The 24356-nt window shown below is 71.9% G+C and carries 23 protein-coding genes; 10 read left to right on the forward strand and 13 right to left on the reverse strand.

All coding sequences use genetic code 11. The annotated features are described in order from the left end of the window. The coding region (locus tag AOJ26_RS06630; RefSeq protein ID WP_143663587.1) for a winged helix DNA-binding domain-containing protein at positions 1–672 on the reverse strand (672 nt) is incomplete at its 3' end. Between the two features lie 151 nt (positions 673–823). Between AOJ26_RS06630 and AOJ26_RS06635 the strand changes: the two genes are divergently transcribed. Next, positions 824–1996, forward strand: a complete 1173-nt coding sequence (locus AOJ26_RS06635) for a magnesium and cobalt transport protein CorA (RefSeq protein WP_078959778.1) — start codon at positions 824–826, stop codon at positions 1994–1996. Positions 1997–2005: 9 nt separating this feature from the next. On the opposite strand, the gene AOJ26_RS06640 is transcribed toward AOJ26_RS06635, so the two are convergent. The 6 genes from AOJ26_RS06640 to AOJ26_RS06665 form a co-directional block, all read right to left on the reverse strand. After that, positions 2006–2995 carry a magnesium and cobalt transport protein CorA gene (locus AOJ26_RS06640; RefSeq protein ID WP_053847241.1) on the reverse strand — a complete coding sequence of 330 codons (990 nt, stop codon included), beginning with the start codon at positions 2993–2995 and terminating at the stop codon, positions 2006–2008. A 104-nt stretch (positions 2996–3099) separates the two neighbouring features. Next, positions 3100–3366: a DUF4235 domain-containing protein gene (locus AOJ26_RS06645; protein WP_053847242.1), complete on the reverse strand. Its 267-nt coding sequence runs from the start codon at positions 3364–3366 to the stop codon at positions 3100–3102. A 4-nt stretch (positions 3367–3370) separates the two neighbouring features. Then, complete coding sequence (locus tag AOJ26_RS06650) at positions 3371–3817, reverse strand: DUF3618 domain-containing protein (RefSeq protein ID WP_053847243.1); 447 nt, start codon at positions 3815–3817, stop codon at positions 3371–3373. Continuing rightward, complete coding sequence (locus AOJ26_RS06655) at positions 3814–4257, reverse strand: phage holin family protein (RefSeq protein WP_373413186.1); 444 nt, start codon at positions 4255–4257, stop codon at positions 3814–3816. The genes AOJ26_RS06650 and AOJ26_RS06655 overlap by 4 nt, the downstream gene beginning before the upstream one ends. Positions 4258–4464: 207 nt before the next feature. Beyond that, the gene (locus AOJ26_RS06660) at positions 4465–5586 is read right to left on the reverse strand and encodes a YihY/virulence factor BrkB family protein (RefSeq protein WP_078959779.1); all 1122 of its coding nucleotides are present in this window, start codon (positions 5584–5586) and stop codon (positions 4465–4467) included. Positions 5587–5692: 106 nt separating this feature from the next. After that, positions 5693–6388 (reverse strand): SDR family NAD(P)-dependent oxidoreductase, encoded by a 696-nt coding sequence (locus AOJ26_RS06665; protein WP_053847245.1) that lies wholly within the window; start codon positions 6386–6388, stop codon positions 5693–5695. 102 nt (positions 6389–6490) lie between these two features. On the opposite strand from AOJ26_RS06665, the gene AOJ26_RS06670 reads away from it, so the two are divergent. From AOJ26_RS06670 to meaB, 4 genes are all read left to right on the forward strand, one after another. Beyond that, positions 6491–7372, forward strand: a complete 882-nt coding sequence (locus AOJ26_RS06670; protein WP_053847246.1) for a helix-turn-helix transcriptional regulator — start codon at positions 6491–6493, stop codon at positions 7370–7372. 116 nt (positions 7373–7488) lie between these two features. Further along, a complete protein-coding gene (locus AOJ26_RS06675; RefSeq protein WP_053847247.1) occupies positions 7489–9297 on the forward strand; it encodes a methylmalonyl-CoA mutase family protein in 1809 nt (602 codons plus the stop codon). After that, positions 9297–11489 carry a methylmalonyl-CoA mutase gene (gene scpA / locus AOJ26_RS06680; protein WP_053847248.1) on the forward strand — a complete coding sequence of 731 codons (2193 nt, stop codon included), beginning with the start codon at positions 9297–9299 and terminating at the stop codon, positions 11487–11489. The genes AOJ26_RS06675 and scpA overlap by 1 nt, the downstream gene beginning before the upstream one ends. Then, complete coding sequence (gene meaB / locus AOJ26_RS06685; RefSeq protein ID WP_053847249.1) at positions 11486–12472, forward strand: methylmalonyl Co-A mutase-associated GTPase MeaB; 987 nt, start codon at positions 11486–11488, stop codon at positions 12470–12472. Before scpA ends, meaB begins: the two co-directional genes overlap by 4 nt. A gap of 176 nt (positions 12473–12648) precedes the next feature. Here the strand turns inward: meaB and AOJ26_RS06690 are convergent, their stop codons facing one another. After that, positions 12649–13380, reverse strand: coding sequence for an ANTAR domain-containing protein (locus AOJ26_RS06690; protein ID WP_053847250.1), 732 nt, complete (start codon positions 13378–13380; stop codon positions 12649–12651). Positions 13381–13510: 130 nt separating this feature from the next. On the opposite strand from AOJ26_RS06690, the gene AOJ26_RS06695 reads away from it, so the two are divergent. Beyond that, complete coding sequence (locus tag AOJ26_RS06695; RefSeq protein ID WP_053847251.1) at positions 13511–13873, forward strand: helix-turn-helix transcriptional regulator; 363 nt, start codon at positions 13511–13513, stop codon at positions 13871–13873. 393 nt (positions 13874–14266) lie between these two features. After that, a complete protein-coding gene (locus AOJ26_RS06700; protein ID WP_053847252.1) occupies positions 14267–15913 on the forward strand; it encodes a purine-cytosine permease family protein in 1647 nt (548 codons plus the stop codon). A gap of 154 nt (positions 15914–16067) precedes the next feature. On the opposite strand, the gene rox is transcribed toward AOJ26_RS06700, so the two are convergent. From rox to AOJ26_RS06725, 5 genes are all read right to left on the reverse strand, one after another. Then, the gene (gene rox, locus AOJ26_RS06705) at positions 16068–17492 is read right to left on the reverse strand and encodes a rifampin monooxygenase (protein ID WP_053847253.1); all 1425 of its coding nucleotides are present in this window, start codon (positions 17490–17492) and stop codon (positions 16068–16070) included. Between the two features lie 135 nt (positions 17493–17627). Further along, positions 17628–18641 carry a hemolysin family protein gene (locus AOJ26_RS06710; protein ID WP_053847254.1) on the reverse strand — a complete coding sequence of 338 codons (1014 nt, stop codon included), beginning with the start codon at positions 18639–18641 and terminating at the stop codon, positions 17628–17630. Continuing rightward, entirely contained in the window at positions 18638–19960 is a 1323-nt protein-coding gene (locus AOJ26_RS06715) for a hemolysin family protein (protein ID WP_053847255.1), read from the reverse strand. The genes AOJ26_RS06710 and AOJ26_RS06715 overlap by 4 nt, the downstream gene beginning before the upstream one ends. 153 nt (positions 19961–20113) lie before the next feature. After that, positions 20114–21136: a hemolysin family protein gene (locus AOJ26_RS06720; RefSeq protein WP_053847256.1), complete on the reverse strand. Its 1023-nt coding sequence runs from the start codon at positions 21134–21136 to the stop codon at positions 20114–20116. Next, positions 21133–22452, reverse strand: a complete 1320-nt coding sequence (locus tag AOJ26_RS06725) for a hemolysin family protein (RefSeq protein ID WP_053847257.1) — start codon at positions 22450–22452, stop codon at positions 21133–21135. The genes AOJ26_RS06720 and AOJ26_RS06725 overlap by 4 nt, the downstream gene beginning before the upstream one ends. A 264-nt stretch (positions 22453–22716) precedes the next feature. Here AOJ26_RS06725 and AOJ26_RS06730 point away from each other — a divergent pair, with 264 nt between their 5' ends. The 3 genes from AOJ26_RS06730 to AOJ26_RS06740 form a co-directional block, all read left to right on the forward strand. Further along, positions 22717–22941 (forward strand): twin-arginine translocase TatA/TatE family subunit, encoded by a 225-nt coding sequence (locus tag AOJ26_RS06730; protein WP_053847262.1) that lies wholly within the window; start codon positions 22717–22719, stop codon positions 22939–22941. Positions 22942–23014: 73 nt separating this feature from the next. Next, positions 23015–23638, forward strand: a complete 624-nt coding sequence (locus AOJ26_RS06735) for a hypothetical protein (RefSeq protein ID WP_053847258.1) — start codon at positions 23015–23017, stop codon at positions 23636–23638. Positions 23639–23713: 75 nt separating this feature from the next. Then, positions 23714–24356, forward strand: a 643-nt coding sequence (locus AOJ26_RS06740; protein WP_053847259.1) for a DUF1775 domain-containing protein, incomplete at its 3' end; no start/stop codon positions are given.

The raw sequence follows: 24356 nt of genomic DNA on the forward strand, positions 1-24356 counted from the left end.
GGTCTGCATGTCCTTGACGGAGGCGGGGCCGAAGGCGGCGAGGTAGCGCAGGACGGTGGCGTCGGGGGTGGGCGCGGGCTCGGCGGGGCGGCCGAGCCAGTGCTCGGCCGTGGTCAGCGCGACCTGGCCGCTCCTGCCCCACAGTCCGCGCGGGGTGACCTGGACGAGGGGGAGCTTGCAGCGGGCGGCGACGGCGAGGGCCTGCGGGTCGGCGTCCGGCCACTCGACGAGAAGGGCCTCGCGCAGCTCCTTCATGGTGCGCGGCTCGCTCTCGACGAGTTCGCGGGCGAGGACGGCGAGGCGGTCGAGGTCGACGCCGGCGAGCCCCTTGCGGAAGGTGGTGAGTTCGCGGTCGCGGGCGGCCTGCACGAGGGGCCGCAGGGTGAGGCAGTCCTCGGCGGTGTGGGTGTGGATGGTCGAGCGCATGGTGACGATCCGGACCACCTCCCGCTCCTCCATCAGCTCCGACAGCGCCTCCGGCGTAAACCCGTGGAGGCGGGCGGCGAGCGCGTAGTACGGCGGCTTGACGTTCTGGGCCTGGAGTCCGAGCAGATGCCCGACGGCGGCCTTCGCGGACAGGCCGGACCGGTTCAGGAGCAGCTGCCGGTCCAGGGTCGCGCGGTTCAGGGCGCGGATGCCGAGCACGGGGGCCGAGGCGGTCGTCTTCGTCATGGGGAACACGCTAGACGGGCTTGCGGACGGGTTCTGTCCGCAACTCTCACCGGGTCCTCGCACGGCTCTCCCCGGGATGCGATTCGTCCCGTATACCCTGCTCCGTGATCACGGCTACGTCGGCTCCACCCGAGAGCGAGAGGCTGCCACGATGTCCGAGCGACGCGCCCGCCCCGCCGCGAAGAACCCAGCCGCCAAGAACGCCAGGAGGTCCGCCTGGCGCCGCGCCCTGACCCCGCCCGCCGCGTCGCCGCAGCCTCCGGCACCCGCCGCCGGGCCGCCCGACGCGGAGCCGCCGGAGCCGCCGAGCATCGTCCAGGCGGCCCTCTACCGGGACGGGGTGCGCGTGTCCTCCCCCGCCTCCCTCGCGGACACCTTCCGAGAACTGCGCGAGCAGCCCTCCGGCATGGCCTGGATCGGGCTTGCCCGGCCCCCGGAGAGCGAACTCCTCTCCCTGGCCGAGGAGTTCGACCTGCACCCGCTGTCCGTCGAGGACGCGATGGAGGCCCACCAGCGCCCCAAGCTGGAGCGCTACGGCGACACCCTCTTCGTGGTGCTGCGGGCGGCCCGCTACCTGGACGCCCCCGAGGAGGTCGACTTCGGCGAGCTGCACGTGTTCGTGGGCCCGGACTTCGTGATCACGGTCCGGCACGGGGCGGCCCCCGACCTCTCCGCGGTCCGCCACCGCATGGAACAGACACCGGAGTTGCTGAGGCTGGGCCCCGAGGCCGTCCTCTACGCGATCCTGGACGCGGTGGTCGACGGCTACGCGCCGGTGGTCGCGGGCGTCCAGAACGACATCGACGAGATCGAGACGGAGGTCTTCCGCGGCGACCCCGAGGTCTCCCGCCGCATCTACGAACTCTCCCGCGAGATGGTCGAGTTCCAGCGCGCCACCCGCCCCCTCGTCGGCATGCTGCACGCCCTGATGGCCGGCTTCGCCAAGTACGGCACGGACGAGGAGCTCCAGCGCTACCTCCGGGACGTCGCCGACCACGTCACCCACACCAGCGAACGCGTCGACGGCTTCCGCCAGGCCCTCACCGACATCCTCACGGTCAACGCGACCCTGGTCACCCAGCAACAGAACGCGGAGATGCGGGCGTTGGCGGAGGCGGGGTTCGAACAGAACGAGGAGATCAAGAAGATCTCCTCCTGGGCGGCGATCCTGTTCGCGCCGACGCTGGTGGGGACGATCTACGGGATGAACTTCACGCACATGCCGGAACTGAGCTGGAGGTTCGGGTACCCGTTCGCGATCGGGCTGATGGGCGTGGTCTGTGTGAGCCTGTACGTGATCTTCAAACGCCGCGACTGGCTCTGAACGGGGTCGTCAGAGCCAGCCGTTGCGGCGGAAGGCTCGGTACAGCAGTCCCGATCCGAGGGCCATGACGCCCAGGGCGCCCGGATAGCCGTACCGCCAGTCCAGCTCGGGCATGTGGGCGAAGTTCATGCCGTAGATGCCGGCGACCATGGTGGGGATGGCGAGGATGGCCGCCCAGGCGCTGATGCGGCGCATGTCGTCGTTCTGCCACGTGCCCACCTTCGCCAGATGGGCGTCCAGGACGGAGCCGAGCAGGTCGTCCAGGGCGCGCACCTCGGTGTCGGTGCGGGTGAGGTGGTCGGCGACGTCACGGAAGTACGGCACCGCTTCCCGGGGCCAGTCCTCGCGGGGCGCGGTGAAGGGCTGCATGACCGGGACCAGCGGCTGGACGGCGTCGCGGAACTCCACCACCTCCCGCTTGAGCGAGTAGATGCGTTCCGTCAGATCGTCGCGCACGGGTGAGAAGACGCAGCGTTCCAGCTCGGTGAGGTCCGCCCGGACCTGCGCCGCGGCCTGGGCGTAGGCGTCGACGATCACGTCCGTGACCGCGTGCAGGACGCCGACCGGCCCGAAGCGGGCCAACCGCGGCTCGGCCGCCAGCCGTCCGGCGGCCTCGGCCGTGGGGTCGAGGGCACCGTGCCGCACGGTCAGCGCGAACGACGGGCCGAGGAAGACCATGATCTCGCCGGTCTCCACGTCGGCGGACCGTTCGACGAACCACAGGGTCTTCACGGCGACCGCCAGCAGGTCGCCGTAGCGCTCCTGTTTCGGCCTCTGGTGGGCCTGGACGGCGTCCTCGATCGCCAGTGGATGCAGGTCCAGGTACTTGCCCAGCCTGTGCAGCTCGTCCGGCCGGGGCTCGTCCATCCGGATCCAGGCGAACTCGTCGGGGTCGAGGACGGCCAGGCGGTCGAGGGTGGCCTGGCAGCCGCCGTCCTCCTGCCCGCAGTCGATCTCTTCGCTCTCGCCCGTCGGCTGTCGGTAGATCACACAGTGCATGCCTTCTCGGATGCTTCCGCCTCGGCATTCCATGCATGTCCCGAGGGGGAGAAGGGGCGGGGGCCGGTACCGAGAGCGGTACCGGCCCCCCGGAGCATGTCGGATCAGCCGGGCCAGGTGCCGGTCAGCCTTCGCGTGGCGGTGGCGCCGCCGCGGTCCACGACGGCCTTGACCGCGGCGAAGATCGCACCCTGCAGCATGGCGGCCAGCACCACCTCGCCCCAGTTGCGCTCCTCGTCGGTGGCGTCGGGGGCGTCCTGGTCGTGGCCGAGCACCTTCCACGCCTGCTTGAACACGGCACCGGCGACGACACCGCTGACGGCGCCGACGGCCAGGCCGACCGGCTTGTAGGCGATCTTCGATGCTTTCATCGGTTCATCCCTTGCGGCGGCAGGCCAGCCAGACCACCGCGGCCACGCCGGCGGCCGCCAGCAGCAGGTTGCGGTTGTCGCGTGCCAGCTCCGCACCCCGCGCGGTCTTGTTCTGCACGGGTTCCGGAGCCTTGTCGTGCCAGAGCTGGGTGGCCTGCGCTGTCTTCGTGCGGGCTTGTTCGGCGGCCTGGGCGGCCTTGTCCTTGACCGGGTCGGGCAGCTTGTCCTGGGCCTGATGGGCCAGGTCGGCGGCCTTGGTCTTCAGCTGGCCGGCCTTGACGCCGGCCTGTTCCCTGGCCTGGGCGGCCTTCTGCTGGGCGCGCGCCTTGACGTCGGTCTTGGCGGCGAGTGCCTCGACGGTGTCGCCGAGTTCGTTCCGGGTCTGCTCGACCTGCTCGCGCAGTTCCTCGGGGCTCGAGGCGGTCGGCTCGTCGTGGGGGGGCTGGGTCATCGCTGTGCGCTCTCCTTGATCTCGGCCACGTCGGCCTTCACGTTCTCGATCGTCTGCTCAGGTGTGGGCGGCGCGGCCTTGCTGACCTGCTTCTTCCCGCTCAGGGCCATCACCGCGGCGATCACTCCCAGCACGGCGGTCACGATCAGCGCCGCGGCCCACACGGGAAGCGGTACGGCCAGTGCCGCGATGGCGGTGGCCACCAGGGCCTGGAGCATCAGGAAGCCGACCAGTCCGGCACCGCCGAACAGTCCGCCGCCCTTGCCGTAGCGCTTGCCCTTCTCCTTCATCTCCGCCTGTGCCAGGCGCATCTCACCGCGCACCAGCTCCGTGAGCTGCTGCGAGGCCCGCTGCACCAGCTCGCCCACCGGCTCCTGGCCGGAAGGACGCGTGCTGTGGTCGGTCCCGGACGAGTACGGCTGCGTGCTTGACACGGCCATCACCTCCCATCCCTCTGCTTGTGTACGGCCGGCTGGTCCGGCCCGTTCCGCCGGCGAGTACCCCGCAGCACCCGGCTCAGGGGACACCGGCCGATAAATCTCAACCGGGTCTGCGGCGGCCGGCGCGGCCCGCCCGGCCCGGCGAGGCTCCGTGCTTCTTCCAGGTCAGCGCCTCATCGCGGGCGCAGCGGCGTGCACGGCGGCCGCCTATTCGAGCCGGCGGCGGTCTTCCTCGTCCCACTTGCGGGTGTCGCGCGGCTCGACGTACGGCTCCTCGGTCGGCGGGTGGCCGCCGGCGACCGCGCGCTGGCGGATGCCCTCGGCGTCGAACTCCAGGCCGAGCAGGATCGCGATGTTGGTGATCCACAGCCAGATCAGGAAGACGATCACACCGGCGAAGGTGCCGTACGTCTTGTTGTAGGAGGCGAAGTTCGCCACGTAGAGCGCGAACCCGGCGGAGGCGATCATCCAGATGACCACCGCGAGGAAGCTGCCCGGGGTGATCCACTTGAAGCCGCGGACCTTCGCGTTGGGGCTGGCCCAGTACAGGATCGCGATCATGAGCGTGACCAGGACGACGAGGACCGGCCACTTCGCGATCGCCCACACGGTCAGGGCCGTGTCACCGACCCCGAGCACGTCCCCCGCCCGCTGGGCCAGGGGGCCGGTGAAGACCACGATCAGGGCGCTGACCACGGCGAGGATCATCAGTGTGACGGTCAGCGCCAGCCGCAGCGGCAGCACCTTCCACACCGGCCGGCCCTCGGGCACGTCGTACACGGCGTTGGAGGTGCGGATGAACGCCGCCACATAGCCGGACGCCGACCACACGGCGAGGACCAGACCGACGATCGCCATGAGGGAACCGACGCCGGCGCTGCCCTGCAACTGCTGCACCGCGTTGCGGATCACGTCGCTGGCGGCGCCCGGGGCCAGCTGCTGGACGTTGTCCAGCACCTTGTCGGTGGTCGACTTCCCGGCGATGCCCAGCAGGGACACCAGCACCAGCAGTGCGGGGAACAGCGACAGGATGCCGTAATAGGTCAGGCCCGCCGCACGATCGGTGAGCTCGTCCCGCTTGAACTCCTTCAGCGTGCCGCGCAGCGCCGCCGTCCACGACTGCCTCGACATCCCGGTGGGACTGCTCGGCGCGTTGCGCTCCACGTCCGGCCCCGGCCCGAACCTCTCCGGCTCGTCCCGGCGGCCGCGGGATTCGAAGCGGTCGTCGTAGGAATCGGTGCGGCTTTCCTGGGGGGTGCCGTCCTGCTGTTCGTCGTCCTGGGGAGCGGGGGTCCGGGGAACGTCCTGATGCCTGTGTCCGAGTCTCATAAGTTTTGACATATCGGGCGAGTAACCACAAATGCCGCACTCACGCGACCGGAACTTCCACCTGCCCGGCACTCTGCTGCTGCCGGGAGACATCAGGAGGCGCGGTTCACCAGGCGACCGCTCCGTGACGGTCGCGGAAGACTCCTGTCGGGCCGTCCGCCCCGATGGTGGCGAGGGCGACGATCGCGTCGGTTCCCTCGCTCAGCGTCTGCGGGCCGCTGTGACCGTTGAAGTCGGTCGCGGTGTAGCCCGGGTCGGCCGCGTTGACCTTCACGTCCGGCAAGGACTTCGCGTACTGCGTGGTCAGCATGGTCACCGCCGCCTTGGACGCCGTGTAGAGGGGTACGACGGCCCGGCCCTCGGCGCGCGAGGTGTCATGGGTCAGCTGGAACGACCCCATGCCGCTGGACACGTTGACGACGACCGGGTTCGAGGACCTGCGCAGCAGGGGCAGGAAGGCGTGCGTCACGCGGACGATCCCCACGACGTTGACGTCGAACACCGCGTTCGCGTCAGCGGCCGTGAGTTCGTCGGCGGGAACGTGCGGCCCGGGGACACCCGCGTTGTTGATCAGTACGTCGATGCCGCCCTCGTGAGCCGCGACGTCGGCGGCGGCCGCGGCGACCGACACGTCGTCGGTCACGTCGATCTGTACGAAACGGGCGCCGAGCGCGTCGGCGGCAGCCCGGCCGCGCTCGGGGTCGCGGGCGCCGACGAGGACGGTGTGCCCGGCCTCGATCAGGCGGCGGGCGGTCTCGTACCCGAGGGACTTGTTGGCTCCTGTGATGAAGGTCGTGGTCATGCGTTCACTGTCGGCCCGCGGTGTGCGCACAGCCAGTGCCCCGCGCGACGGTAGGACTGCCGGTACCAGGCACGTCGGCCGTGCGGCGGACACAATGGCGGGGTGGACGAGACCCTTGGCACGGCACTGCGCCGCTGGCGCGACCGGCTTTCCCCCACCGACGTCGGGCGGCCCTCGCTCCCCGGACGGCGGGCGGCGGGGCTGCGCCGCGAGGAACTGGCCGATCTCGCGGGGCTCTCGGTCGACTACGTGGTGCGGCTGGAGCAGGGGCGTGCCACGAGCCCTTCGGCGCAGGTCGTCGCGAGCCTGGCCAGGGCCCTGCAACTGCGGCCCGTGGAGCGTGACCACGCCTACCGGCTGGCCGGCCTCCTCCCTCCCCAGGAGGGGACGATCTCCACGCATGTCCCTGCGGGGGTCCAGCGCATGCTGGCCCGCCTCGGCGAGTTCCCCGTGGGGGTGTTCAGCGCCGACTGGACGCTGCTGTCCTGGTCCCCCGCGTGGGCGGCGCTCCTGGGCGACCCCGGCGGACGGACACCGCGGGAGCGGAACCTGGTGCGGGCGGTCTTCGCCACGGGGCCCTCGGGGCTCGCGGCCTGGCCGGTGCTCCAGGACGACGAGGCCCTGCTGAGCCCCGCCCTCGTCGCCGATCTGCGCACCGCCCTCGTCGCCTATCCCCGTGACCGGGGTCTGATCGACCTCGTCGGGGAACTGCGGTCCACCAGTACGGAGTTCGCGCGGCTGTGGGACGAGGGCGCGGTCGGACCGCACGTGTCGTCCCGCAAGACCGTCGTGCACCCGCAGGTCGGCGAGGTGAGCTGCGACTGCGACGTGCTCACCGTCCCGGGCTGCGACCTCCGCCTCGTCGTCTACACGGTGGCCGCGGATTCCGCCGACGCGGAGAAACTGGAGTTCCTCCGTGTCACGGGCGGCGTACCCGCCGACGGCCCTCCGCCCCAGGGGCCCGGACTGTTCTCCACGCCCTGACGCCCACCCGGCCGGCCTCCCGGGACCGTGGGAGACCGGGGTCACAGTGTCGTTGCGGGCAAGGTCACAGCCGTGCCCCCTGCTGCTCCTTTGGCCGTCTGGCCTAGCATCCGAGCATGACGGTCCTGCCTGACGACGGGCTCTCGCTGGCCGCCGAGTTCCCTGACGCGAACCTTGATCAGTGGCACAGCCTGGTGGCGGGTGTCCTGCGCAAGTCGGGCAAGGAAGTCTCCGGCGCGGCAGCGGAGGACGCCCTGTCCACCGCGCTCGAGGACGGGTTGCGCACCCGCCCCCTGTACACCGCGCACGATGCCGCACCCGACCCCGGCCTCCCCGGTTTCGCCCCGTTCGTGCGCGGCGCCCGCCCGGAGGGGAACACCGCCGGCGGCTGGGACGTACGGCAGCGGCACGCGGTCGCCGACAACGGCGCGGTGCTCACGGACCTGGAGAACGGTGTCACCTCGCTGTGGCTGGTCGCCGGCGAGGGCGGCATCCCGGTCGCCTCGCTCGGCCGGGTCCTCGACGGCGTCTACCTCGACCTCGCGCCGGTCGTCCTCGACGCGGGTGGCGAATTCGGTCCGGCCGCACAGGAGTTGCTGCGGATCCACGACGAGCGCGGCACCGCCGCCGAGGCCGTGCGCGGCAACCTCGGCGCCGATCCGCTCGGCCACGAGGCGCGCACGGGCGAGGCGTCGGACTTCGCCACGGTGGTCCCGCTCGCGCGCCGGTGCGCCGAGGAGTACCCGGGGCTGCGGGCACTGACCGTGGACGCGCTGCCGTACCACGAGGCCGGCGGCTCGGCCGCGCAGGAACTGGGCGCCTCGATCGCCACCGGTGTCGCCTATCTGCGTGGGCTGACCGAGGCCGGGATGAGTGTGGAACAGGCCTGCGCGCAGCTGGAGTTCCGGTACGCGGCGACGGCCGACCAGTTCCTCACGATCGCCAAGCTGCGCGCCGCGCGCCGGCTGTGGGCGCGGGTCGCCGAGGTGTGCGGGGCGCCCGGTGCCGGGGCGCAGGCGCAGCACGCGGTCGTGTCGCCGGTGATGATGAGCCGCCGCGACCCGTGGGTGAACATGCTGCGGGCGACGATCGCCACTCTGGCCGCCGGGGTCGGCGGCGCGCAGGCCGTCACCGTGCTCCCCTTCGACCACGCGCTCGGCCTGCCGGACGCGTTCGCGCGCCGCATCGCCCGCAACACCTCGACGATCCTGGTCGAGGAGTCGCACCTGTCCCGGGTGATCGACCCGGCGGGCGGTTCCTGGTACGTGGAGCGGCTGACCGACGAACTCGCCGAGGCGGCCTGGCGGTTCTTCCGGACCATCGAACGCGACGGCGGCCAGGCGGCCGTCCTGCGCTCCGGCCGGCTGCGCACCGACCTGGCCACGACGTGGGCGCAGCGCTCCAAGAAGCTCGCCACCCGGCGCGAACCGATCACCGGCGTCAGCGAGTTCCCGCACCTGGGCGAGAAGCCGGTGGAGCGCGCCCCGGCGCCCGAGCCCCGGACCGGCGGCCTGCCCCGGGTGCGGCGCGACGAGGCGTACGAGGAGCTGCGCGCCCGCTCCGACGCCCACCTCGCGGCGACCGGCTCCCGGCCCCGTGTCTTCCTGGCCGCGATCGGCCCGGCGGCCGCCCACACCGCGCGCCTGACCTTCGCCGCCAACCTCTTCCAGGCCGGCGGCATCGAGCCCGTCACCGAGGGCACCTTCGAGGAGAGCGGCGCCACCGAGGCCTGTCTGTGCTCCAGCGACGCGCTGTACGAGGAGCGGGCCGAGGACGTCGTGGCGGCGCTCAGGTCGGCGGGCGCACGGCACGTGTTCCTCGCCGGGCGCCCCGCGCAGTACCCGGGCGTGGACTCCTACGTCTTCGCGGGCTGCGACGCCGTCGCCGTGCTCACCGCCACCCTCGACCGTATGGGAGTGTCCTGATGACCGCCCCCGCCGGCCCCTCCGTCCCCGACTTCAGCGGGATCGAGCTGGGCACCCCGGCCACCGACGGCGGCGCCGACGAGTGGCGTACGGCCGTCAAGAACGCCACCCAGGGCTCCGATCCGGTGTGGGAGACGCCGGAGGGCATCGAGGTCAAGCCGCTCTACACCGGCGCCGACCTGGAGGGCCTGGACTTCCTGGAGACGTACCCGGGTGTGGCCCCGTACCTGCGCGGCCCGTACCCGACGATGTACGTCAACCAGCCCTGGACGATCCGCCAGTACGCGGGCTTCTCCACCGCCGAGGAGTCCAACGGCTTCTACCGGCGCAACCTCGCCGCCGGTCAGAAGGGCCTGTCGGTCGCCTTCGACCTGCCCACGCACCGCGGCTACGACAGCGACCACCCGCGCGTGACCGGTGACGTCGGCATGGCGGGCGTGGCGATCGACTCGATCTACGACATGCGGCAGCTGTTCGACGGGATCCCCCTCGACAGGATGTCCGTGTCGATGACGATGAACGGCGCCGTGCTGCCGGTGCTGGCGCTGTACATCGTGGCGGCGGAGGAACAGGGCGTACCGCCCGAGAAGTTGGCCGGGACCATCCAGAACGACATCCTCAAGGAGTTCATGGTCCGCAACACCTACATCTACCCGCCGAAGCCGTCGATGCGGATCATCTCCGACATCTTCGCGTACACCTCGCAGCGGATGCCCCGCTACAACTCCATCTCGATCTCGGGCTACCACATCCAGGAGGCGGGCGCGACGGCCGACCTGGAGCTGGCCTACACCCTCGCGGACGGCGTCGAGTACATCCGCGCGGGCCGCGAGGCCGGCCTGGACGTGGACGCGTTCGCGCCCCGGCTGTCGTTCTTCTGGGCGATCGGCATGAACTTCTTCATGGAGATCGCCAAGCTGCGCGCGGCGCGGCTGCTGTGGGCGAAGCTGGTGCGGCAGTTCGACCCGCAGAACGCCAAGTCGCTGTCCCTGCGCACCCATTCGCAGACCTCCGGCTGGTCGCTGACCGCGCAGGACGTGTTCAACAACGTCACGCGCACCTGTGTCGAGGCGATGGCGGCCACCCAGGGCCACACCCAGTCGCTGCACACCAACGCCCTCGACGAGGCACTGGCGTTGCCCACCGACTTCTCCGCGCGCATCGCCCGCAACACGCAGCTCCTGATCCAGCAGGAGTCGGGCACGACCCGGGTCATCGACCCGTGGGGCGGCAGCGCGTACGTGGAGCGGCTGACGTACGACCTCGCCCGCAAGGCCTGGCAGCACATCCAGGAGGTGGAGGCGGCGGGCGGCATGGCCAGGGCGATCGACGCCGGCATCCCCAAGCTGCGCATCGAGGAGGCCGCGGCCCGCACCCAGGCCCGCATCGACTCCGGCCGGCAGCCGGTGATCGGTGTCAACAAGTACCGCGTCGAGACCGACGAGGCGATCGAGGTCCTCAAGGTCGACAACTCCTCCGTGCGGGCCCAGCAGATCGAGAAGCTGCGGCGGCTGCGCGCGGAGCGGGACGAGACCGCGTGCCGGGACGCCCTGGACGCGCTGACCCGGGCGGCCGACGGCGACGGCAACCTTCTGGAGCTGGCGGTCCACGCGGCCCGTGCGAAGGCCACCGTCGGTGAGATCTCCGACGCCCTGGAGAAGGTGTACGGCCGGCACGCGAGCCAGATCCGTACGATCTCCGGCGTGTACCGCAACGAAGCAGGGGAGTCCCCGTCCGTGGACCGCACCCGCGCCCTGGTGGACGCCTTCGAGGAGGCCGAGGGCCGCCGCCCGCGCATCCTGGTCGCCAAGATGGGCCAGGACGGCCACGACCGCGGCCAGAAGGTCATCGCCACCGCCTTCGCCGACCTGGGCTTCGACGTCGACGTCGGCCCGCTGTTCCAGACCCCGGGCGAGGTGGCCCGCCAGGCGGTGGAGGCGGACGTGCACATCGTCGGCGTCTCGTCGCTGGCGGCCGGTCACCTCACCCTCGTACCGGCGCTGAAGGAGGCGCTGGCCGAGGAGGGCCGGGAGGACATCGTGATCGTGGTGGGCGGGGTGATCCCGCCGCAGGACGTGCCGACCCTGCTGGAGATGGGCGCGGCGGCCGTGTTCCCGCCGGGGACGGTGATCCCGGACGCGGCGTACGACCTGGTGGAGCGTCTGTCGGCCGACCTCGGGCACGGGCAGTGATCGGTCTCGACGCGTATGTGAAGGGTGTCCTCGACGGGAAGCGGGCGATGGTCGCCCGCGCCATCACCCTCGTCGAGTCCACCCATCCCCGACACCGGTCGCTGGCCCAGGAGTTGCTGACCGAGCTGCTCCCGCACAGCGGCCGGGCACGGCGGATCGGGGTCAGCGGGGTGCCGGGCGTCGGGAAGTCGACGTTCATCGACGCGTTCGGCACGATGCTGACCTCGCTGGGGCACCGGGTGGCCGTGCTCGCGGTGGACCCGTCCTCCAGCCGCACCGGCGGTTCGATCCTCGGCGACAAGACCCGTATGGAGCGCCTGGCCGTCGACCCGAACGCCTTCGTACGGCCCTCCCCCAGCGCGGGCACGCTCGGCGGGGTGGCGAAGGCGACCCGGGAGTCGATCGTGGTGATGGAGGCGGCGGGCTACGACGTGATCCTGGTCGAGACCGTCGGTGTCGGGCAGTCCGAGACCGCGGTGGCCGACATGGTCGACTCCTTCCTGCTGCTGAGCCTGGCCCGCACCGGCGACCAGCTCCAGGGCATCAAGAAGGGCGTCCTGGAACTCGCCGACGTGATCGCGGTCAACAAGGCGGACGGCCCGCACGAGCGCGACGCCCGCGCGGCCGCGCGTGAACTGGCGGGCGCACTGCGGCTGATGCACGGCAAGGACGCCTTCTGGACTCCCCCGGTGCTCAGTTGCAGCGCCCGCGAGTCGACGGGCCTGGACGAGGTGTGGGAGCGCCTCGAACAGCACCGCACGCTCCTCGACTCCACCGGGCGGCTCACCGCCAAACGGCGGGACCAGCAGGTCGGTTGGGCCTGGGCGATGGTCCGGGACGAACTCCTCGGCCGCCTGTACGCCGACCCGACCGTGCAGTCACTCGCCCCGGCCCTCGAACAGCAGGTCCGGGAGGGCCGTTTGACGGCCACGCTGGCCGCGGAGCGCATCCTCGAGGCGTTCGGCGGCACGGCGGACGCCTGACGCCCGGCTTCGGCGGTACGGCGGTGACCTCCCCGCCGTCGGCATTCCGGCGGGGAGTCGGGGCTGCCCGGTGATCGTGCGGCCGGCGACCTGGTCCGGCGGGGGCTGCTGGAGTTCACCTGGCCACGGGAAGGCCGCGCTGCCGGAATCGACCCGGCAGCCTGTGCTCCCGCCCGCTACTGCGGTCCCGCCTCCCCCTGCCCGGTCTGCCGCACCCTGGCGACGGCCGCCGCCATCTGCTGCTGCACCGGTGCGGGCACCGGTTGGCCGTGGACGGCGCCCATCAGCCCCTGGGCGAGGTTGTGCATCTTGGTGTTGGTGTTCTGGGAGGCGGTGACGAGCACCGTCCAGGCGTCCTCGGCGCTCAGCCCGAAGGAGGCCATGACGATCCCGCGGGCCACGTCGATGGCCGGCCGGGTCTGCATCGCCCGGCGCAACTGGCCGACCTCCAGGCGCAGTTCCTGGTCGACGTCCATGGACCGGACCTGTTCCTCCGAGTCGGGTACGGGTCCGGCGGCCGGGGCGGAGCCGTCGGGCGGGCCGGGCTGTTCGGTCACGAACAGCTCCCGGGCACCGGTCAGGTCGAGCAGGCGTCCGACGGTCGGGCTGTACGTCCGGACCGTGACCGTCTTGCCCTGGTCGAGGGCCGCCCGGCGCAGGCTCAGCAGGACGTTGAGACCACCGCAGTCGCAGAACCTGACCTCGCCGAGGTCGAGGTCCACGCCGGTGGCCGAGCGGTCGAGGACGGCGTACAGCTCGGGCTCGAGCTCCTCGGCGCCGACGTCGAGCTCACCACGGCAGGTGACGACCGTCCGCTCCCCTTCCACCACGGCCTCGATCGTGGCCAGACACGGCGGGCGCACGTCCAGCCTGGTGAGGGGCTGCGCCAGGCGCGCAGGTTCCGGCATGACGCTCTCCCTCATGTGCTCACCGCCTCCGCACCTCAGATTCCCCTCTGCCGTCAACATACGTCAACTAATACACGAAATAAAGTTCAGGTTTTTGAATGCGTGAATGTTTGGTCGCTAGACTGCTGCCATGGATGGAGTGCCCGAGTCTCACACCGGATGGACGTTCGTCACCAACCACGCGCGAGTGCTGGCCGCGATCGCCGACAACCCCAGCACCCGGATCCGCGACATCGCCGCGCACTGCCGGCTGACCGAACGCGCCGTACAGAAGATCATTTCCGATCTGGAGCAGGACGGATACCTCTCGCACGTGCGGGAGGGGCGTACCAACACCTACCGGATCGACCCCGGCAAGGTGCTGCGCCATCCCGCCGAGGCGGGCCTGACGGTGGCCTCCCTGCTCTCTCTGCTCGTCCAGGACGAGGCCGACCGCAGCCCGTTCGCCGATCACAGCCCGCTCACCGACAGCCGACGGCCCACCCTGGCCTGACGCCCGCGGCGCACGGCACCTGTCCCCACCAGGGGCCGACAGGCAGGCTGGCCTGGGCAGGCGCGCCCGGAGGGCGGCCTCGCACCGGTCCACCGACGGTTCGCTCCCCCCCACTCCATCGAGGGGCGAACCGTTCGCGCATCCGGCGGCGCCGCCCCGCCGGCACCGCACGGCGCCGCATACATCTGCCGCGGTGAGATTCCGGCAACGTCGCGTTCATGACACCCGGCGACATCGGTAACAACCGCTTCCTAGCGTGACGGACCGTGGGACCGAGTCGTATACAGGGCCGAGAACCGCTCGTCCCGGCCCGTCGACTCCCCGGCCTGCCGACGACGTCACGCGGGGCTCCCACGCATCCCCCCACCGCCCGCTCCACCTGGGAGGCGTGACATGAGCACCACAGAGTCACGGACGGCAACGGCAGACCCGTCGACATCCGCCGACCAGGCGGTCAGGGAGACCCTGGAGGACTACACCCTCCGCTTCGCGCCCCGCAGTTACCGCCGCTGGACGCCCATGGTCGTGGCCACCACCGCCCTCGGCGGCATCGCCTACATGGCCGACTTCTCCATCGGCGCGGGCATCGGCCTGGCCCACGGCACCGGCAACGCGCTCGTGGCGATCGCCGTCGCCGCCGTCGTCATCTTCGTCACCGGCTTCCCCCTCGCCTACTACGGCGCCCGCTACAACATCGACCTCGACCTGATCACCCGCGGCTCCGGCTTCGGCTACTACGGCTCGGTCCTCACCAGCGTCATCTTCGCCAGCTTCACCTTCATCTTCTTCGCCCTCGAAGGCTCGATCATGGCCCAGGGCCTCAAGCTCGGCCTCGGACTCCCGCTGTGGCTGGGCTACCTGGTCTCCACGCTCATGGTCATCCCCCTGGTGATCTACGGCATGAAGGCGCTGAGCAAGCTCCAGGTGTGGACGACCCCGGTCTGGCTGCTGCTGATGGTCGGCCCGCTGGTCTACCTCGTCACCACCGACCCGGGCACCGTCGACCGCTTCCTCGGCTACGCGGGCACCGACGGCGACGGCGGGGTCGACACCGCGTCCGTGCTGCTCGGCGCGGGTGTGTGCCTCTCCCTCATCGCGCAGATCGGTGAGCAGATCGACTACCTGCGCTTCATGCCGCCCAAGACCGAGGCGAACAAGCGCAGCTGGTGGACCGCGGTGGTCATGGCCGGCCCCGGCTGGGTGGTGCTCGGCGCGCTCAAGCAGGCCATCGGCGTCTTCCTCGCGGTGTACATCCTGGCCGCGGTGGGACCGGGCGCGGCCCCCGAGCCGATCCAGCAGTTCAAGGGCGCCTTCGACGCGATGATGCCGTCCTGGATGGTGATTCCGCTGGCCGTGGCCCTCGTGGTGATCAGCCAGATCAAGATCAACGTGACGAACGCCTACTCCGGCTCGCTCGCCTGGACCAACTCCTTCACCCGGCTCACCGGGCACTACCCGGGCCGCATGGTCTTCGTCCTGGTCAACCTGGGCTTCGCGCTGGCCCTGATGGAGGCCGACATGTTCAGCTTCCTCAACGACATCCTGGGCTTCTACTCGAACTGCGCGATCGCCTGGGTCGTCACCGTCGCCACCGACATCGGCATCAACAAGTACGTGCTCGAACTCTCCCCGCGCGCCCCCGAGTTCCGCCGCGGCATGCTCCACGCGGTCAACCCGGTGGGCGTGGTGTCCTTCGTCGCCGCGTCCGGCCTGTCCATCGCGATGTACTTCCACGCCCTCGGCGACACGCTCCAGCCGTACTCCCCGGTCGCCGCCGCCGTGATCGCGTTCGTCCTCACCCCGCTGATGGCGGTGGTCACCAAGGGCAGGTACTACCTGCGCCGCACCGGCGACGGCATCGACGAGCCGATGCTGGACGCGGACGGCAACCCGAGCGCCGTCACCTACGACTGCCACGTCTGCCGGCAGCCCTACGAGCGCCCCGACCTGGCCGCCTGCGCCACCCACGACGCGGTGGTCTGCTCCCTGTGCCTGAGCACGGACAGGGCCGGCGACCACGTGCTGCCCGCCACGGCCTGATCCGGACGGCGGCGGGCGCCGGTCCTTCTGCACGCCGGGACACCCGGCCTCCCGCCGCTCGGGGACCGTCGCCCTGTAGCCCCTCCCGTACGACCCGTGCGCGTGCCCCCGCCGGCCCGCTGCCGTACCGTGCAGGACGCCGGCACCCCGTACGTCAGGCCGCCGTCCCGAACCACCTCGCCAGATGGGCCGGCAGTTCGCGCTGGTCCTCGCCTGCCCATGCCACGTGGCCGTCCGGGCGGAGCAGTACCGCGGGGGCGTCCAGTTCCTCGGCCGTGTCGACGACGTGGTCGACGCGGTCCGCCCAGCCCGCGACCGAGAGGCGCCCGGTGCGGTCGAGCAGCAGTCCGCGGCCGTCGTGCGTCAGCTCGTAGAGGCGGCCGCGGCCGAGGGTGAGGTCCCGCAGGCGTCGGCCGGCCAGTGCGTGGCCGGCGCCGAAGTCGTAGCGGACGCCGATCGCGGTGATCTGCTCGATCAGGTACCGGTTCACCTCGTCGAAGTCCATCAGGCGGGACAGCAGCCGGCGCACCGCCTGCGGCCCGGGCTCGGTGGACAGCAGCTCCATCTGCGCACGGGTGTTGTCGAGCACCTCGGCGGCCACCGGATGCCGTTCGGTGTGGTAGCTGTCCAGCAGGTCCGCGGGTGCCCAGCCGGCCACCTCGGCGGCCAGCTTCCAGCCCAGGTTGAACGCGTCCTGGACCCCGAGGTTGAGGCCCTGTCCGCCCACCGGCGGGTGGACGTGGGCCGCGTCCCCGGCCAGCAGCACCCGGCCGACCCGATAGCGGTCGGCCTGCCGTGTGGCGTCGCCGAAGCGGGAGAGCCAGCGCGGTGAGTGCACACCGAAGTCGGTGCCCGCGACCGCCCGGAGCTGTCGCTTGAAATCCTCCAGGGTCGGCGCGACCGAGCGGTCCTCGCTCACCTCCGCGGCGGGCACCACGACCCGGTACACACCGTCCCCGACCGGTCCGAGTCCGAACAGCTTCCGGGTGCGCCGGATCTCGGACACCACGGCGGTCACCTCCTCCGGCGCCACCCCCACCTCCATCGCGCCGAGCAGCGTCTCGGTCCTGGCGGGCGCGCCGGGGAAGCCCACGCCGAGCGACTTGCGCACGGTACTGCGGCCGCCGTCGCAGCCCACGAGGTAGCGCGAGCGCAGCCGCGTACCGTCGGCGAGCTCGACACTCACCCCGTCCCCGTCCTGGCTCAGCCCGACGACTTCGCAGCCGCGCCGGATCCCGGCGCCCAGTTCGACGGCACGCTCGGCCAGCAGGCGGTCGGTGACGGTCTGCGGGATGGCGAGGATGTACGCGTGCGCGGTGTCGAGCCCGTCCGGCCAGGGCCTGTCGATGCCGGCGAAGTAGCCGCCCGCCGTGAACCGCCTGCCGTGCGCGAGGAACCGCTCCAGCAGCCCGCGCTGGTCCATCACCTCGATGCTGCGCACGTGCAGGCCGAGCGAGCGGACGACCTCCGTAGGCTCGGGCGCCTTCTCCAGCACGACCACCCGCACACCGTGCAGCCGCAGTTCGGGCGCCAGCATCAGTCCGGTCGGTCCGCCGCCGACGACGATCACGTCGATCATCGGATCCCCCTCCGTGGTTCGGACGGCGATTGTGCGGCACGACGGGGATCTTGCCGCAAGACCCCCCGTGAGCTATACGTTGAAGAGGGCGAGGAGAGCGGTGATCTCCTCGCCCTCGGTCATGTGCGTCCTGGCTCAGGACGGCTGGAGATAGCGCGCCAGCAGGTCGTCCAGCGTGACCATTCCGGTGAGCCTGCCGGCCGCGTCCCGTACGACCGCCAGGGACGCCCGGTTGCGGCGCAGGAGGTCGATCGCGTCGGCGACCTTGGTGTCCTCCGTCAGCTCCGGGACCGGGCGGGCCAGGGTGCGGGCGGTGCCGGTGCGGCCCTGGGCACGGGCCACCAGGGCGTCGCGGGCGTGCAGCGAACCGAGCACGACGTCGCCCTCGCGGACCAGCATGCGGGTGCGGTCGTGGTCGGCGGCCGTGCGCAGGACGGCGTCGAGGTCGGCGGTGCCCGGTACCGAGGTGATCTCCGCGGCCGGGACACGGAGCTCGCCGACCGGGGTCTCGGGCTCGGTGAGCGACCTGGTGAGCAGGTCCGAGTCGGCCTCGCTGATCAGTCCGAGGCGCTCCGACTCCTCGACGAGATGGGTGAGTTGCTCGCGGTTGTGCACGGCGGCCAGCTCGTCGCGCGGGGTGACCCGGCACAGCCGTACCAGTGCGTTGCTCATCCTGTTCAGCAGCGAGATCAGCGGCCGGACCGCCTTGACGACACCCCGGAAGGGCGGCGAGAGCAGCATCGCGGAGCGCTCGGGGTGGGCGATCGCCCAGGACTTGGGGGCCATCTCGCCGACCACCATGTGCAGGAACACCACGACGACCATGGCGAACACGAAGGCCACGCCGTAGCTGAGGGCGCTGGGCAGGCCCAAGTCGTGCAGCAGCGGGTCCAGTTCGTGGGAGATAGCGGGCTTGGAGACCGAGCCGAGGCCCAGTGTGCAGACCGTGATGCCGAGTTGGGCGCCGGCGAGCATCAGTGACAGCTCGCGCATTCCGGCCAGGGCCGCCTTCGCCCCGCGCCGCCCCTCGGCCGCTGCCCGCTCCACGCGGTGCCGCTTGGCGGCGACCAGCGCGAACTCGGCGGCCACGAAGAAGCCGCTGCCGATCAGCAGCAGGACGGTGACGAGGAGTGCCGTCGGGAAACTCATGCCGTATCCGTCCTCTCCACGCGGACGCGCTCCGGCACGTGCCGGTCCAGCGTCCGTACGTCGATCACCGCGCGTCCGCCGCCGGGCAGGTCGACGGTGATCCGGTCGCCGATCGCCGGGAAGCGGCCCAGCCGGTCGACGATCAGTCCGGCCACCGTGTCGTAGTCCTCCTCCTCGGGCAGTGCGACACCGGTGGCCTCGGCGACCTCGTCGAGACGGCGGCCGGCGTCCACCAGCCAGCCGGGGCCGTCCGCGACCGCGATCTCGGTGACGGTGTCGGTCTCGTCGGCGATGTCGCCGACCAGTTCCTCGGCGATGTCCTCGTAGGTGACGATGCCGGCGACGCCGCCGTGCTCGTCCAGGACGACCGCGAACTCGTCGTCCCGCTCCCGCATCTGCTCGACCGCCTCCGGGAGCGGGAGGGTGTCGGGCAGCAGCAGCGGGGGGCGGGCGAGGGCACCCGCGGTGGCACTGCTCAGCCGGTCGGCCGGCAGGCGCATCAGCTCCCGTACGCCCAGGACGCCCGGGACGTCGTCGGGATGGTCGCCGAGGACGGGGTAGGTGGAGTGGCCGTGCTTGGCGATCAGGTCGACGGCCTCGGCGGCGGTGGCGTCCCCGCGCACGAAGACGGCGTCGACGCGCGGGACCATCACCTCGTCGAGGGTGCGCTCGGAGAACTCCAGGGCGTGGTCGAGGAGTTCGGCGGTGTCCCGGGGCAGTTCGCCCTGCTCGTGGGACTCGCCGATGAGGTGGCCGAGCTCCTCCAGGGTGGCGCCGTGGTGGAGTTCCTCGACCGGTTCGATGCCGGCCGTGCGGAGCAGGCGGTCGGCCGCCCCGTCGAAGACGCGCACCAGGGGGCCGACGACCTTGAGGTAGCCGAGCGTGGAGGGGGCGAGGGCCTTGGCGAGCCGTTCCGGGACGGCGATCGCGAGGTTCTTCGGGGCCAGCTCGCCGAGGACCATCTGGACGACGGTGGCCAGCACGAAGGCCAGCACGACGGAGATCCCGCCGACAGCCCCCTCGGGTACGCCCAGGCCGGTCAGTGCCGGCTCCAGCAGGGCGGAGACCGAGGGTTCGGCGACGAAGCCGACGACCAGACCGGTGACGGTGATGCCGAGCTGGGCGCCGGACAGCATGAAGGACAGCCGCTCCAGCACCTTCAGCGCGCGGGCGGCCTTCCGGTCGCCGGCCTCCGCCTCCCGGGACAGGGCGAGCCGGTCCGCGGAGACGTACGCGAACTCCTGGGCGACGAAGTATCCGGTGCCGGCGGTCAGCAGGAACACGGCCAGCAGGCCGAGGAGGGCACTCGTGGTACTCAACGGCGGGTCGATCGGGTCGGGCGGGAGTCCGTCTGTGTGGCGGACACGGGCTTGCTCCTTCAGTAGTGATGTGCGCTGTGTGAACGGCCGGGACGAAAGCGGCGTTCCCCAGATCTACCAGCCGGGCGGCGCGGCCGCCCGGCGGTCAGGCGGTCAGGCGGTGGCCGGTGTCGGGCCCACCAGCTCGGTGAGGACGTCCTCCATGGTCACGAACCCGAGGACGGTCCCCGTCTGTCCCGTCACCGCCGCCAGATGACTCCCGTCGGCGCGCAGCGCGGTGAGGGTGTCGTCCAGCGGGGTGTCGATGCGGACCCGGGTGACGGGGTGCAGGGCGGAGCGCGGGAAGGGCCGGTCGCGGTCGGTGACGCCGAGGGTGTCCTTGATGTGCAGGTAGCCCAGCAGGGTGCCGTCCGGGCCGGTGACCGGGAAGCGGGAGTACCCCGCCTCGGCGGCGACCCGCTCCAGGCGGGCCGGGGTGACCGAGGCGTCGACGGTCCGCATCTTCGGGACCGGCACGAGGATCTCCCCGACGGGCCGGGTGCCCAGCTCCAGGGCGTCCCGCAGCCGTTCGCCGTCGGCGGGCGAGAGCAGTCCGGCCTCGCCGGCCTCGACGACCATGCGGGCGAGCTGGTCGTCGGTGAACACCGACTCGACCTCGTCCCTGGGTTCGACGCGCAGCAGTCTCAGCAGGGCGTTGGCGAAGGCGTTGATGCCGAAGACGAAGGGCCGCAGCGCGCGCGTGAGGGCCACCAGCGGCGGTCCGAGCAGCAGCGCGGTCGGCACGGGGGCCGCGAGGGCGATGTTCTTCGGGACCATCTCGCCGATCAGCATGTGCAGATAGGTGGCGAGCGACAGGGCGATCACGAAGGCGACCGGGTGGACCAGTCCGTCCGGGACGCGGGCCGCCTCGAAACCGGGCTCCAGCAGGTGCGCGATGGCCGGTTCGGCGACCGCGCCGAGCACCAGGGAGGAGACGGTGATGCCGAGCTGGGCGGTGGCCATCATCGCGGAGAGGTGTTCGAGACCCCACAGGGTCATCCTGGCCCGCTTGTGCCCGTCACGCGCGCGTGGCTCGATCTGGCTGCGGCGCACGGAGATCAGGGCGAACTCGCCGCCCACGAAGAAGGCGTTGGTCAGGAGCGTCAGGGCGCCGACGAGCAGCTGGACGGTGGTCATCGGGTCTCCTCCCCGGCCTGGGCGGGCACCCGCGCGGGACCGGTGATCCGGATCAGGCCGGCGCGGTGGTGGTCGACGTCCAGGACCTCCAGACGCCAGCCGTCGAGGTCCAGGTCGTCGCCCTTGGCGGGGATGCGCGCGAGACGGGTGGCGACCAGTCCGGCCACGGTCTCGTACGGCCCTTCGGGCGCGGTGAGGCCTATCCGGGCGAGCTGGTCCACGCGGACGGACCCCTCCGCCTCCCAGGTCCGCTCACCGGCGGGCCGCAGGTCGGGCATCTCCACGGGGTCGTGCTCGTCGCGGACCTCGCCGACGACCTCCTCGACGATGTCCTCGACCGTGGCCACGCCCGCGGTGCCGCCGTACTCGTCGATGACGACGGCCATGGTGCGGCCGGCTCGCAGCCGCTCCAGGAGCCGGTCGGCGGTGAGGCTGTCCGGGACCAGCAGGGGCGCGGTGGCCAGGTCGGTGACCGGGGTGGCGGCCCGCTTCCCCGGTTCCAGGGCGAGCACGTCACGGATGTGCACGGTGCCGACGACCTCGTCCAGGCTGTCGCGGTAGACGGGGAAGCGGGACAGGCCGGTGGCGTGGGTGAGGTTGGCGGCGTCGGCGGCGGTCGCGTGGGCTTCGAGGGCCTTGACGTCGACGCGCGGGGTCATGACGTTCTCCGCGGTCAGCTCGCCCAGGTGCAGGGTGCGCACGAACAGTTCGGCGGAGTCGGCCTCCAGGGCGCCCTCGGCGGCCGAGCGCTCGGCGAGCGCGACGAGCTCCTCGGGGCCGCGGGCGGAGGCCAGTTCCTCGGCGGGCTCCAGGCCGAAGCGTCGTACGAAACGGTTGGCGGTGTCGTTGAGATGGCGGATGAACGGGCCGAAGAGGGCGGTGAAGGCGCTCTGGGGTCCGGCGACCACCTTGGCGACGGCCAGCGGGCGGGAGATCGCCCAGTTCTTCGGCACCAGCTCGCCGACCACCATCAGCACGACGGTGGACAGGGCCACGCCCAGCGCGGTCGCCACCGGAGCGGCGGCCCCACCGAGCCCGGCGGCCCGCAGCGGGCCCTTGAGGAGGGCCGCGAGGGAGGGTTCGGCGAGCATGCCGATCACCAGCGAGGTGACCGTGATGCCGAGCTGGGCGCCGGAGAGCTGGAAGGTCAGCTTGCGTACGGCCTTCAGGGCGCCCTCGGCGCCGCGCTCGCCCGCCTCGGCGGCCCGCTCCAGGTCACCGCGCTCGACGGTGGTCAGGGAGAACTCGGCCGCGACGAACACGGCGCAGGCCAGGGTGAGGAGCAGGGCCAGCGCCAGCAGAAGGATCTCGGTCACCGGGTCACCCCCGCTTCCCCGGTCGGGCGAGGTGGGGCAGGGCTGGTACTGGGAGGCTCACCCATTGCGGGACTGTGGCTCCTTCTGTCGGGGCGGGTCGCACCAATAGTAAAGGACGGGCAAAGTAATGGACAGTGGTGCAGCCGCGTGCCGCACGTCACGGACGGTCCGTGGTACGGACACCGGCCTCGGGACGCGGGGTACGCTGCCGGTCCGGCGGGCATCTCGTCCGACTCCGGCGTCACCCTGACGGAGGCCTTCCCCATGTTCGGACTCAGCGAGCTCGCGATCATCCTGCTCGTCGTCATAGCGGTCATCGCCGTCAAGAAGGGCCCGGAACTGGCCCGTACGGCGGGCAAGTCGGCGCGCATCCTCAAGGCGGAGGCCCGCGCGGCCCGGAACGGCGGCACGGAGCCGCAGGTCATCCAGGGAGAGGTCCTGCGGCCCGGGACCACCGGGGGCGCCGAGCAGGAGCCCGGCGCCCGCTGAGAACACCGGCGCGAGGACGCGCTCGACGGTTTCCCTGCCGGGCGGCCCCGCGATGATCCATGATGAGCGGGCCATGCAGCCGCCGGTCACCGTCACGCGCGCCCCGCTGCCCGTCCTGCGGGCCGCGGTCTTCGCCGTCGTCGGCTCGTTCCTCGGGACGAGCGCACATCACCTGCTCGCCGAGGGGCCGGTGCCCTGGACGCGCACCGCCGCCGCGACGGCCGTGCTCTTCGCGGTGGGCCTCATCGGCGTGCAGCGGCCCCGCGGCCTGATGACGGTCGTCGCGTGCAGTGTCGCGGGCCAGTCGGGCCTGCATCTGTGGCTGACGGTCACGGCGGCCGCCCAGCACCCCCGCGGGCATCGGCACGGCACCGGACCGGCGTGGCACGAACAGCTCCACGGCTCCCTCGCCATGACGGCGGCCCACGCGTCGGTCGCCGCGCTGGTCGCGGTCCTGCTGCACCGCGCGGACGCGGTGTGCTGGTCGCTGGCGTGCGGGGTGACGGCGGCGGTGGACGGGGTGCGGGCCCGACTGGGCGCCGCCCGGCTGCTGTTGGCCCGGCCCGCGGCACCCGGGCCGGCGGCGGTCGCCGCCCTCGTGGCGGCTTACGACGAACGGCCGCTCACCGTGCGGCCGTTGCTGGCGCACGCGGTGGTGCGGCGGGGTCCTCCGGCGGGCGCGGTTCTCGCCCTCTGACCTCACGGGGACGCCGTTCCTGTTCTGCTCGAACCGGACGGCCGCCCCGCCGTACCCGCCTGCCTGGAGAACCGTATGTCCCGTATCCCCCTGTCCCGTCTGTCCGTTGCCGCCGCCACGGCCGCGACCGCCGTGCTCCTGACCGCCGTTCCGGCCGCCGCCCACACCGAGGTCGAGGCCGACAAGGCCCAGGCCCTCGCCGAGAACGTCACCGTCTCCTTCCACGCCGAGGCCGAGTCCGACACCTCCGGGATCAAGGAGGTACGGGTCGTCCTGCCCGAGGGCATCGCCCCGGCCGACGTCACGTACGGCAAGGGCCCCGAGGGCTGGAAGTTCACCGCGGTCAAGGACGGTTACCGCGTCGGGGGCAAGGAGCTCAAGACCGGCGAGAGCGCCGAGTACTCCGTGGTCGTACGCCAGTTGCCCGACGCCGACCAGGTGGCCTTCAAGACCCTCCAGACGTACGGCGACGGGCATGTGGACCGCTGGATCGAGCTGGACCAGAACGGTGACAACCCGGCGCCGACCCTGAAGCTGAAGGCGTCGGCACCGGGCGCGAAGCCGGTGGCGCCCTCCGCGAGCGCCGACGAGAACCCCGCCCCCGTGGACCCGGCCCCGGCCACCGGCGCCTCCTCGTCCACGTCCCCGCAGGCCGCCGACACCGCAGAGGACGACACCGCGAAGGACGACGACGGCGGGCTGCGGGGACGTGGACGAG

The organism is Streptomyces sp. NRRL B-24085 (assembly GCF_001282115.1).
Classification (GTDB): Bacteria; Actinomycetota; Actinomycetes; order Streptomycetales; family Streptomycetaceae; genus Streptomyces.